This is a genomic window from Serratia sp. H1w (assembly GCF_000633355.1).
GTDB lineage: Bacteria > Pseudomonadota > Gammaproteobacteria > Enterobacterales > Enterobacteriaceae > Chania.
The window spans coordinates 1-11963 of sequence record NZ_AYMQ01000091.1 but is presented as its reverse complement, the minus strand read 5'-3'; the positions used below and the strand labels follow the sequence as shown (position 1 = coordinate 11963).

The window sequence follows — 11963 nt, the reverse complement described above, 5'->3', positions numbered from 1 at the left end:
TTGAGGTTTATTGGGTATAGACCGCTGAGGCATAACAGACATACATATAAACAAAGGTAATTAAAAAGAAGCCAATCAGGGTGATCATCAACATACTGGTTTGCAGAGAGTAGATATAACCCAACACAGCAATAAGCAGCAGTAGCCCGACCCCCATGGTTTTTCTGGCGACCTTGTCCATAATCAACATGGCGATGAAAATACCGAAAGGCGCGCCGAACATGCTCATGGTATTTAACACAATAGAGTCTTTTAAGTTAATCCCCTGAGTCATGAAGATAGTTGGCAACCAGTTAATCAGCGTATATTGCACCACGTTCATGGCGATCAGCACGAACGAGCCCAGAATAACGCGTTTAAGTAACACTCCTTTCAGCAAGGCAGAATAAGGGAGTGACTTTGATGGCTGTGGTGTTGATAACGTTACCGGCGGTAAAGGTTTACCCGTTTCACTAACTATTTTTTCTTCAATTGCCGTCATTATTGCTTCGGCTTCGGCATAACGGCCTTGCGTTTCCAACCAGCGCGGAGATTCCGGGAATTTCCTGTAAGCAATATAGGTAGCGATTAACGACAGTAACGACGGTATTAACAACTGTACCCGCCAGTTCCATTCGGTAGAAAGCCAGGCACCGAGCCCCATGGCAATCAAAGAGCAGATTGGATATGACCAGTTGCCGATAAACGAAACCCGGCTAGACCAGGTTCCCCTATTACGTCCCGGCATATATTCGGTATAACCGGCGAATAATGTAACCAGTAAAGCGCCAAGACCCAAACCCATAAAGAAGCGGCTGGCAATCAGAAAGTCCATATTAGGTGAGAAGGCACCGACCACCATCGAGATAATATGTACCGACTCAAACAGTAAGAAGCCTCGACGTCGGCCAATTTTATCCCCAATAATGCCACCGATTAATGCACCGGCGAACATGCCTGCGGTAGTAATGGCTGAGAATGCCGCACTGGTATTATTATTAGTCCAACCTAATTCTTTCAACTGGGCCAGGATCAGCCCGCCAACCGCATTGCTCCAACAGACCAGTAATCCAAATGCAACCATACCAAACATGCCATAATGCCAGCGGCTGTCAGGTAACCGGTCTAGCCTTGCCCCACAATTAGGTTTATATGTTTGTTCCATGACAATGGTTTCCTTCGCAATCGACAAATATCCGGCGCTAATCTTCGAAGTCGTAGGTCATGATGACTTTAATCGCGGTCTTATCGACCATGGCATCAAAGCCCGTTTCCCATTCAGAAAGCCCAATCCGGTGGGTAATCATCGGCTGCACCTTAATGGCACCAGACTCAAGCAAGCGGATGGCGTTGCGCCAAGAGGTAGAGTCATAAGCCATATGGCCAATAATGCTTTTATTCCAAGAGGTAATGTCATTGATGGAGAAGTCCAGCGGCTTGAAGCCCATGCCGACACGCACCACCTCACCATTGGGACGTAGCATTTCAATCGACTGTTTCAAGGCAATATTGGCTCCAGAGCACTCAATCACCAGCCCCAGATTGTCTTTGCCGCAGATCTGCTGGCAGGTTGCGACCACGTCTTCTTTTGAGGCATCAACAACCGCCGTTGCCCCTAGCTGTTTGGCCACGTCAAAGCGAATGGCGACATCATCCGCCAGGCCGACCACGACGATGTTGACCGCCCCCATGATGCGGGCCATCTGCACGGCAAACAGCCCCAATGGCCCGGTGCCGAACACCACCACATCCTGGCCCGGCAGGAATTTGGACTGCTGGGCAATGGCTTTATAAGCATTGCAGATCGGGTCCAGTACGGCGGCCTCTTCGTATTTCACATTGGCAGGAATTTCCCACAGGGCGTGGCGATGGATCTTGAGGATTTCCCCTGGGACCAGGCAATATTTGGAAAAACCGCCGCCCCATTGATTGTTATCCAAACCAAGATTGACTTTTTCTGTGCAACACAGAAAATCGCCCTGTTCACACGCCGGGCATACGCCGCAGACATGGCCGCTGTTATCGGAAACCACCCGCTGGCCGATACGCCAACCCTTGACGTTTTTGCCGACCTCAACAATATCACCGGCAAATTCGTGGCCCCGCACCGAATTCAACTCGTCAGAACCATTTTCAACCTTATAGTGTTTCATATCCGCCCCACAAATGGCGGCAGCCTTGATTTCAATCACCACATCATCTGGCCCACAAACGGGTGGTGCAACCTCAATCATCTTGTAGCCGCCAAACGGCTTGCCGAACCGTGCTAGTGCTTTCATCGAAATTCTCCTGGTGGTGTTAGTCTTGACTCATTGACCACAATAATTGTACGGATGAGGAAAGCAGTCAACATAAAATCTGTGAAACACAGATTTTGTTATTTGTTTCGCAGATTAGATCACAAAACGAGGAAACCCCGTACATCAGGATGTGGATTGGCAGGAATTTTGGTAGAGGGGAGTTAGCAAGAAGTACATTGCGGGAGCGACAATCAGAAAAAAGCCCCGAATCCGGGGCCTTAGGAGCTTTAAGCTGGCTGGGTCTGTTTTTTATAGATCGAACGATAGTGATTCAGTCGCTCGAAAAAGCTATCGCTCTGTTCGCGTGACATATTCCCTGCCACGTTGTTAGCGTTAACTTCACGCCCCTGAAACTCCAAGAATGCTACCGTAGATGCGAGAAAATCCATGTTGCTGGTGTTCTTGGCATAGACATAGCACTTTTCCAAAGTATCCATGATCTCCTCCTCAACGTTTACAGTAAAGTTGGCGTACCACAAGCAAGATGACAACCGCTCGTTAAATGTACTGCACCTATAAGAATACTCGCAACGCGTAAAAATAATACGCCATACGTGCGATATGAACAAAAAATGGACAGCGATCGCAGTAATGCCTAGCGCGATGAGGAAGATGGCTCAGCCTGCAAGACTTGCTCTGCCGTTACCACCGAGCCAAAATCGTCAAGTACCGAGTAAAACACTGTCATACCCGCACTCACTGGGCCTTTAGCCAGCGGCAAGGCGAAATCAGCCTGCCCCTTGGGGTTAACCATGCCATTTTCCGGTACCAGAGTGGCAATAGCCTGCTGCTTATTGCGGCCCAGAGTGATTTCAAGCAATGTCTGGTGGAACGGCGTTGGATTACTGACCTGTAATACCGGCTTGCCGCCCCGTTTTACCAGGCTAAAACGCAGTTGATCCTGAACATTGGCCGTGTTCATCGCCTGCAATGACAGCGGCCGATAGAATAGTTTGATCCGGGTTCTAAACGACATCTGCATCTGGCTAGCGCTATTGCTGGCCACTTTCGGCGGGATTTCCAACACGTTGAGCCAAAACACCGACTCACGATCGTTGGGCAGAGTAGTGGTTGCGCCGGTAAACAGCACCCTCAGGCGTTGCGAACGCTTGCCCTCCAGGCGCAAGATCGGCGGCGCTACGGTAAACGGCGTGGCGATCTTTTCCGGTGCCGCTTCACTATCCCCATTGTCTACCCAAACTTGCAGCAATACCGCCGAGCGGCCCTCATTCGTCACGCGCAGCGTCGCTTCTTTATCCTTGGCGTTCACGATCAGGCGCGTAGCCCCCAGGTAAATCTCGGCGTGAGCCAACGGAATAGAGCAAGCCATCACTGCGATCAATAGCCAACGTCCAAGCCTGCAATATTGTGACGAGAAACCATAGATAGTGGCCATCTTCACCCTACTTGTAATTGAGCGTAAACGTGATTGCGGTGTTGGCCGTGCCTGCGGTGACCGAATTCCCTACCTGGAATAAACCCGCCTGCATCGGAACACGATAGTTGGCCTTGGCCGAACTATCATAGTTATCCAACAGATAAGTGGTGCCAAACGTCACCGGCTGGTTGTTGCCCCGCAGCAACTGGATCCCGACACCGCTAGCGCTTGAAGTGGCATTCGGTGCCACTACACCATTGGCAACATCCAGCACTTGGGTCGTAGCCGCAAAACTGTAACCAATGCTGGCCAAACCTGCCGGACATTGGTTGAACGCCAGTTCAAAAGCTTTACGCCCCGCCACCGAGCCCACACCGTTGAACTGACTGACGCTGGCCTCCGGCAGGTCGACATTCACATTTGGCGTGGTACACGTACCGCCGGTGGCAATGGTCCCACCGGCTTTGAACTGGGCAATCATGTAAGTCAGATCGCCCGGTGCTGCACTACCGTTGTACGTCTGAACATGCCGCAGATAAATCGGATCGAATAAGGGAATGGCACCAGCGGTCAGGCCGGTAGTGGTCTTGACGAAGCGCACCTGAGCATCGACGCCCAAATAGAATTTATTGCCGCTGTAGTTAACGGTGATGGATTCGGCATGGGTCTGTTGCCCGCCGGTAGCGATGGTCAGCGGCTGCCAGTTGGTCGTCTTGCCATTCAAGGTATAACGCCAGCGGACGATATAGCCCAGGCCCGTTTTTACCGTGGTGTTATACAGCATGTAAGTTTGCCCATCGACCACGATGGTATTGCGCGTGGTGTAAGGAGGGTAGCCCTGTACGCTGAACTGCACCGGCTGTTGATAGCCGCTATTAGGCGTGCAATTCCAGGCCGTGGAGTTGTAGGAGCTGATCCAGGGCCCCAGCACGTCGCCCACGGCGCTGTCTTTGCCGATCTCGATGGTGGCGGTATCGAAAAACTGATAGTAACCACTATTACGCACGCAGTTGATGGCATACCCTTCGGCACTGGCCGCTGCGGCATAGCCAAGCAGCAACACCAAACCAAGAAGTAGGCACTTACTCTGCCGTCTGAAGTTCAGCGAGGTAAACCAGCGGGTCAATATCGGTGGTTGCTTCATTGGCATATAACCTCCAGGCGGCGATAGTCCTGTTCATCCCCAGGCGATACGGCAGGCAGTTGATAGCTGAACCGGCAACTTTCTCCGGCCCCTTCCCCCCATTTCACCTCTAGTTTGCCTTGCAGGTGATTCACCCGCAGTAAGCCTTCACCAACCTGTCCGATATAGCCCACGTTGCGTTGTTGCTCATCGGAGACGTTCGCACCAAAAGGCAACGGAGTACCCGCCACATCACGGGCCGTCACCAAGATTGAGTAGCCGCTTTCCGTCTCATAGCGTAATAGCGCCACGGCTCCTGCGGTCGGTGCGATCTTCTGGCTGGTATATTTCAGTTCCACATCCCGGGAAAGCCCTTTCGGATCCAACTCCACGGTATTCTGGCGATAAGGGCTGAGGTAAGGCACCACGGCCTTGCCGCTGCTATCCAAGCGCAAGCCACTGTAGTTGGTGACTCTGGCTCCTTTGGCGTTTTCTGCCTCAACGATTGCCGAGGTTTCCCCCAACATTGGCGTAAACACCACGCCGCCGCTGTAAGCCACCAGCCCACCGGACATATTCGCGCCATATTGCTGATACCCCTTGCCCGCGGAGAAGCTGCCCCCTACGAAGGCGTAAGGCGCCGCCCATGAACCGTTCACACCACCGCTGACCTGGTTACTGCCATTTTTATAATAATCGTAGTTGGTAAAAGCACTGTAGTTGTACTGTCGATCCTCACCTAGGCTGCCAGACAGCGAATTTTGCAGCCCTTGATGATCTTTTTGCTGAATATAGCTGCTGGTCAGGTTAGGCGCACGAGCGCTGCTTCCCAACGGGATCGACAGGGTCAGCATGGCCTTGTTATCCCAGTTTCCGGTCGCCAGATTGCGAGTGCGCGCGAAATTAATGCCGTAGTTCAGCTTGTTATAGTGATTGTTATAGCTGAGCTGATACTCGCTGTCGGTCTGGTCATGATCCCAATAGTCCTGCACGTTGGCATTCAAAGAAACGGTACCAAACCCCTCCGGCAATGACTGGCTGGCGTTAATCTGGAAACGATTACGTCGTTTCCAGCTGTTATAGTCGGTAAACCCGCGGTCGAAATTGTCGCGATCGCGCAGCAGCATGGCGTCATCCACGTTATAAAACCCGGAGCTGGAATAGCGATAGCTGGCCAGCGTCACGTTGGTATCCACTACCGGCAAAATTTTCGCATAGGTAAAACGTATGCTCTGCCCTTGCTCGTCAGGGCGATGATCAAACTGCGTTTGTGCCTGAGTAATGTCCACCGACAGCGCACCAAAATCGGTATTGAACGCCAAGCCCCCGAAGCTGCCGCATAGCCTTCGGCACCAATCACGCCGGTATAACCGGTCAGCAGATTAGTAAAACCATGCCGCAAGGTGCCCATCGCAATAACCGGCTCTTCGTTGACTGAGTTGTTGCGATATTTTCCCGCCATCAGTGAATAATGGGTCACGCCCGGCCGCAACAGCTCGGCTATCGACGCATAGGTGACGGTAAAGCTGCGTTCCGTGCCGTCGGCTTCGGTCACCGTAACCAGCAGGTCGCCACCGCTGCCGGTAGGATAAAGATCGTCTATGACAAACGGCCCCGGCGGGACTGTCGTTTCATAAATCTGGCTGCCACGTTGGCTGACACGCACCAGCGCGTTGGTATTGGCGATGCCACGTACCACCGGGGCAAAGCCGCGTTGGGAATCGCTGTACATCCGATCGTCCGAGCTGACTTGCGCGCCGATAAACCCTACGCTGTCAAAAACCTGGCCGTCGGTAGTTGATTGCCCCAGCACCAGTCGACTACGCCAGCCAACCAGGGGACGCTCCAGGTAGGTTTCATTGCTCTGGTAGCGAAAACCTTCGTCATCGTTCCAGTTGGCCGAAGCACGGTAACGCAGACGCCACACGTCCCAATTCAGCCCACCGCGCAATCCTAAAAACTGGGTAGTTTGCGTTGATGCGTCAGAGTGCTCGGCACGGTAGGCGTTGTAGTCGTATTGCAAGGTGGCCGCAGTGATACCGTTATCCCAAAGCTCAGGGCTGACGTAACCACGGGCTTCATGCTGTAGCATAGCCTGCGGCGCACGCACATCCAGCCGTTGACCACCGCTATCAAAATTACCCTCTACGCCCGGCATTAGTTCATTGAGTGCAATACACTGCTCCCCTTGCTGCAATCGTGACAGCACATCCTTGCTCAGCTTATCCGGCGCAAGGTCGAAGAGACTCAGCAGTTTTAGATCGTAACAGGGTTGAGCGATGCTGCTTTGCGGCGAGGCCAGGGAGAAATTGACATCCTGCCGCCCTTTCCATTGATCGTTTAGATAGAGATCGATGCGGTGAATTCCCGGCGCTACCGGGTTACCATTGGAGAACTGGCTGACATCAACGGAAGAACGCAGAAAAGACTCATTGAACTCAATAACGTCGGTGTCATCTGCATAAACCAACGTTGAAGGAGCCAATAGAATGGCTCCCGCAAGGCATACGAAGTTGAGAAAAGGGGGCTGCCAATCAAGACTTGCTACTGCCCGCCAAGGTCCGCTCATTTTTATTATCCCCGCCTAAATCATCAATCAGGCTGTAAAATGCTTTTACGCCTGCTGAAGGTGCCGATTTCATTCCTTGAACCTTCATCACCAACTCACCAAATGGCGCCACCATCCTTTCCTGCGTTTTCCCCAAATCGCCCAGCACTGGCGCATTTTTGGCAGTACGCACTTCAATCTGGCGGAAGGTGAGGTAATAAGGCGATGGGTTTTTGGCGACAATTTCATAGCCCGTCGCCCCTTTGCGCAGGCTCAGATCCAGTTTTTCGTATGCCTGAGCCGGAGACATTGGCAGATTATCCGGCCGATACAACAGCTTGATGCGCGTGCGGAAAGAAAACTGCATCAGATTGTCGCCAGCGGCTATTTTTTGCGATGCCTTAGGCGGGATCTCCAATACATTGAGCCAGAACAGGGATTCCCGATTGCCAGGTAACCCACTGCCGGTACGGGCAATACGCAACGCCTGTCCTTTACCCGGATCGATACGGGCAACTGGAGGCGTCAGGGTAAAAGGAACCTTGACGGTATCGGGTTTGGATTTGACGTCGCCGTTATCAATCCAGGACTGGACCAACACCGGGCTGGGCCCTTGGTTGCGCAGTTGTGCGATCGCCTCGCCGCTTTTTTCATGATAAATAATGCGCGTGGCGTTGATGATCACTCCAGCATCAGCGACGGCTGTCCATGTCAGCGCCAAGGTAAGGGTGGAAACGGTAAACAAGGTTCTTAACATGGCGCTGCCCTCCGAAAGGGATGAGTTAATCCTCATCCCCCGCTGGATGTCTTACAGATAGATGATGGTGTAATCCACCTGGGTATTGACCGTTCCTGGCGTGACCACTCCGTTTGCGTAGTAACGAGCGAAATAGTTCATGACGCCACCGCCACTACTGATATCAACTGTCACATCGCCCTGGCTATGTGCGCTACCCGCCATGATGGCGCCCTGATTGGCGTTCAACAGTTGAACCTGGACGTTGCCCGCCGTGCCCGATGCCGAGTTGTTCAGGCGCCCGGTAGTTTGATCAACGTTGGCACCGGCTTCAAAGAAGGTGCTGGCCGTATTGAGCGTGGCACCCGCACAGTTATTCAGTGCGATGCTAAAAGGCGTTGCCCCGGCAGTGGCCCCAACCGCTGGCAGCGCAGAGACGGAAATGGTCGGCAACGTCACCGTGGCGTTTTTATCCTGGTTGTTGACCGAAATGTCGCAAGTGGTATCGGTAATGGTGCCGTTAATGGTAATGGTGCCATCGGCTGCCAGGGCAGAGCCCGCAAAAGTCATACCGATAACCGCAGCCAACAGGGTGGTTTTTGCTTGATAAAATTTCATAATGATCCTAATCCTTTACAAGATAACTGTAGTTAACAAAGCACATTGCCGATTGGTGCGCCCGAGAAGCTATACTGTCATCGGTCCGTTAGTTACCATCCTGCCGTACTTGTTTCATTCCATCGCTCTACGAATCGTTACGTAGGGTTCGTGGTTAACGTCATCAGCCAGCCACATAAGAAAATTCCTAACCAGCCCATTGACGAGAAAAATCTTAACCTCAAAGCGGTATAAAAGAATCATTAACTATCAAGCAAGAATTATTTAGATTTTAAATCTAATTTTAATCTCTACAAGGCCAAATTTAATAAACAAAACTCTGTTCGGTATTAGGATTAAGCACAAAAAACTTGTGTGTTTTATGTTCTAAACATACAAATTTTAAACAATTCGCCGCATTATCGTACTTCTTACCACCAAAACCAGCCGATCATTGCCGTGATCCGGATCACTTTCTACCTAACTTTATTGCAACAGCGGCGAACGATCGTTCTCCAACCCTGCGCAAAACTCGATTTTGTGTTCGCGCACAATGGTACAGCGCACAAAAAACATGCGGGTAACGCCGGAAATAAAAGAGCGCACCTGGTTACTGCGTACCACCAGCAGATATTCATCTGCCCGGCATTCGGCTTTGCGCTGCTCGACATAGGACAGCATGTCCTGATTCAGACTGGGGCTGGGAGCGCCTGCCCGTGTGGAGGTCGACATAAATACCTTACAACTCCCCGCCTTGCCGAGATACACCTCCTGCCTGGCAAGCGAATTGGTGGTGTACATGGTGGCGCCAATTCCCAGCGCAAAGATCAACCCGGCAACCACGCAGACCAGCCCCCAACCCATACGTTTCTTGTTGGCTGGCGCGGGTATATCCTTACTTGATGGCAAATAAGGTTCTTCGTCTGTCTCCATTTCCACAGCCGTATCGTCATCGCTCTCGGCCACCGTTTCCGCATCGAGATCGTCCCCTGCAGGCACATAAGCCTCCTCGCCCATCTCCAGCGAGGGGACGAGCGGGGCATAATGCCCATCCTCTTCATTGCGGGTTTCAACCAGGATCTCCCGCCGCAGCATAAATCCCAGCCTTGGCACGGTGGCAATCACCTCATCATCGATCCCCATCACCTTAAGTACCCGGCGCAGCTTGCTCACGCACTGATTAAGGTTGTTATTGCTGGAGATCATGCCGTAATCGTCCCACACCTTTTTAAAGATCACTTCGCGTTCAACCGGCCTGCCGTAGTGAGCAATCAGTAATAGCAAAAGGCGTTTGGCAGGATTGGAAATAGGGGTAGGTTCATCGGAAAAGTCGCTTGGCCCCAACGTTCCGTTCTCATCATCAAACAGCACACGGTCGTTAAATCTAAATTTCATAGTAATCCCGACTCTTTTTAGGCCTATAAGATAATTCTGGCAGGAATTTCAGATAAATCACAGCCAGGGCATCAAAAATACACAGCTCGACGATCGACCGTTTTACGCCCGTACAATCAGTGTTCTGACGCCTTTCAGCCCGCCAAACTCTGGCATTATTGCCGCCAACCGGTCACAATGCGGCTCACTCTCCCCAAGCAGGAAATATGATGCCTTGCCACTATCCCGCCCATTACGCCTTCGATAGCGAAAGCGACGCCTGGCAAATTAACTTTCGCGATTTCCCCGAACAGCAGGCCGCCTGCTACAAACGTGAGGACGTCGAACTGGAAGCCCAGGAAAGCCTGCTGACGGCGATCGCCATCCAAATGGAGGAAGGTCTTCCAGTGCCCACAGCCTCCGCGTTGCAAGCCGGTGACATCGCCCTGCATTTGCCGGTGCTGGTGAAATTAAAGCTGGAACTGCATAACCTGATGCTAAGCAGCAACACCTCAAAAGCACTGCTGGCCCGCCAGATGGGGCTTAACGGCGCGCAGATCGATCGGTTGCTGGATGTGGCGTATGCCTCAAAAGTTGAAGCTCTTGAACAGGCTCTGTTTCTGTTGGGCTGCGAAGTGCACACCACGGTCGCGGCGCTCCGCCAGCCGACAGAATAAATAGTTTGCCCAGAGAGTAAATTTTTGCCGTTTTGCGCCGATAGGGTAATTACCCTACTACCTACCGATTGCAAAAGTGAAGGCTAAAAATGGAACTTAATCGTCGTCATATCTGGGCCGCTATCCTGCTTTCTTGCCTGGTGTTCTGGGCTATCCTGATTGCCAGCGTCAGCGCCGTGGCCTGACGCGTCAGTAAAAAAATAACAACAATATAAAGCCCGAGTCATCGGGCTGAAACGGCGGCCCCTCACCTTCAGACAGGGTAAAAAACCGCTAAAAAGTGTGATCAAAAACACAGTATTGATATGGACAGGATTTTGGGAGTACATTAGCGCCGATCCTGTTGTGATTCCTGGTTTACCTCAAGAAACTTGAATCGCAACGACCGGTAAATCATCGCTCAGGACGTGGTTCTTTCTGATTGAAGCACCCGCCTCCAGCTACTGATTTGCCACAAAATACTCAGACAACAATCGGGATCGTTGGCTTGCGAGGACTCCACAAGGAGTTGTTCCGTGAAATATTTGCTGATGGGCGTTTCATTCATGCTGGTTGCATGGGTAGGCACCTTCATGCTGATGGTTGCTTAACCGCAACCTCGCCAGGTACAGAGATAAAGGGGCGCAGAAGCGCCCCTTTGTTGTTTCTGCGCTACGGACTATTTACCGGGCATCATCCGGCGCAAGGTGTCATCACCACGAACATAGTGATGGTAAATCGCAGCAAGGGCATGAATACCAACGATAAAATACCCCGTCGTTGCCAAGGTTTCGTGCACCATCTTCAGCGTACGACGGATACCCGCATCGGGCGTGACCCACTGCGGCACCTGCCAACCCAGCAGCATCCACTGTTTGCCACCGTAGGACAGCGTCAGGAAGCCCAATATCGGCAGCGACAGAAACAGCAGATACAGCAGCCAGTGAAAAATCTTCGCCCCTAACGCCTGCCATTCCTGTAAGGCCGGCGTGATTGGCGGCGTAGCATGGCGCTGGCGCAGCCCAAGGCGGATAAACATCAGCACAAATACCGACAGGCCAAAGTTAAAGTGCAGATCCTTCACCAACGCCACGCTGTCATCCGGCACCGAGTCCTTCAGCAGCATGGCACTGTAGGTCAGGATCACCATCACCAACGTCAGCCAGTGCAGGATGATTTGTGATTTCGCGAAGCGAGCGGCCATAGAGACTCCCAAGAAATAAAGACGGCATTCGGAAACTGTTCCCCTCACCCTCTCCCTGTACAGACCGG

Annotated in this window: 12 protein-coding genes and 1 pseudogene; 2 read left to right on the top strand and 11 right to left on the bottom strand. The window is 52.1% G+C overall.

The genetic code is table 11. From position 1 onward, the window contains the following. Positions 1-16: 16 nt before the first annotated feature. The 10 genes and pseudogenes from U869_RS0120585 to U869_RS0120545 all read right to left on the bottom strand — a co-directional run. A pseudogene (locus U869_RS0120585) lies at positions 17-1144 on the bottom strand (MFS transporter); the annotation flags it as partial. A 37-nt stretch (positions 1145-1181) separates the two neighbouring features. Continuing rightward, complete coding sequence (locus U869_RS0120580) at positions 1182-2258, bottom strand: zinc-binding dehydrogenase (RefSeq protein WP_025123715.1); 1077 nt, start codon at positions 2256-2258, stop codon at positions 1182-1184. A gap of 248 nt (positions 2259-2506) precedes the next feature. Further along, positions 2507-2716, bottom strand: a complete 210-nt coding sequence (locus U869_RS0120575; RefSeq protein WP_029988487.1) for a hypothetical protein — start codon at positions 2714-2716, stop codon at positions 2507-2509. A gap of 158 nt (positions 2717-2874) precedes the next feature. After that, a complete protein-coding gene (locus U869_RS0120570) occupies positions 2875-3675 on the bottom strand; it encodes a molecular chaperone (RefSeq protein ID WP_071998272.1) in 801 nt (266 codons plus the stop codon). 7 nt (positions 3676-3682) lie between these two features. Next, on the bottom strand, positions 3683-4807 hold the full coding sequence (locus U869_RS0120565) for a fimbrial protein (protein ID WP_025123997.1): 1125 nt from the start codon (positions 4805-4807) through the stop codon (positions 3683-3685). Further along, positions 4798-6069 (bottom strand): fimbria/pilus outer membrane usher protein, encoded by a 1272-nt coding sequence (locus U869_RS32790; protein WP_198530721.1) that lies wholly within the window; start codon positions 6067-6069, stop codon positions 4798-4800. The genes U869_RS0120565 and U869_RS32790 overlap by 10 nt, the downstream gene beginning before the upstream one ends. Beyond that, a complete protein-coding gene (locus U869_RS32785) occupies positions 5976-7349 on the bottom strand; it encodes a fimbria/pilus outer membrane usher protein (protein ID WP_115650768.1) in 1374 nt (457 codons plus the stop codon). The genes U869_RS32790 and U869_RS32785 overlap by 94 nt, the downstream gene beginning before the upstream one ends. Further along, on the bottom strand, positions 7315-8085 hold the full coding sequence (locus U869_RS0120555) for a molecular chaperone (RefSeq protein WP_025123719.1): 771 nt from the start codon (positions 8083-8085) through the stop codon (positions 7315-7317). The genes U869_RS32785 and U869_RS0120555 overlap by 35 nt, the downstream gene beginning before the upstream one ends. A gap of 51 nt (positions 8086-8136) precedes the next feature. Next, positions 8137-8682 (bottom strand): fimbrial protein, encoded by a 546-nt coding sequence (locus U869_RS0120550; RefSeq protein WP_025123720.1) that lies wholly within the window; start codon positions 8680-8682, stop codon positions 8137-8139. Between the two features lie 465 nt (positions 8683-9147). Next, complete coding sequence (locus U869_RS0120545) at positions 9148-10056, bottom strand: winged helix-turn-helix domain-containing protein (protein ID WP_025123721.1); 909 nt, start codon at positions 10054-10056, stop codon at positions 9148-9150. Positions 10057-10265: 209 nt separating this feature from the next. Here U869_RS0120545 and U869_RS0120540 point away from each other — a divergent pair, with 209 nt between their 5' ends. Both U869_RS0120540 and ypdK read left to right on the top strand, forming a co-directional pair. Further along, positions 10266-10712: an antitoxin HicB gene (locus U869_RS0120540; RefSeq protein ID WP_025123722.1), complete on the top strand. Its 447-nt coding sequence runs from the start codon at positions 10266-10268 to the stop codon at positions 10710-10712. Between the two features lie 515 nt (positions 10713-11227). Next, entirely contained in the window at positions 11228-11302 is a 75-nt protein-coding gene (gene ypdK, locus U869_RS31930) for a membrane protein YpdK (protein WP_115650769.1), read from the top strand. A 68-nt stretch (positions 11303-11370) separates the two neighbouring features. Here ypdK and U869_RS0120530 read toward each other — a convergent pair whose 3' ends face one another. Next, complete coding sequence (locus tag U869_RS0120530; RefSeq protein ID WP_025123723.1) at positions 11371-11895, bottom strand: cytochrome b; 525 nt, start codon at positions 11893-11895, stop codon at positions 11371-11373. Positions 11896-11963 lie beyond the last annotated feature (68 nt).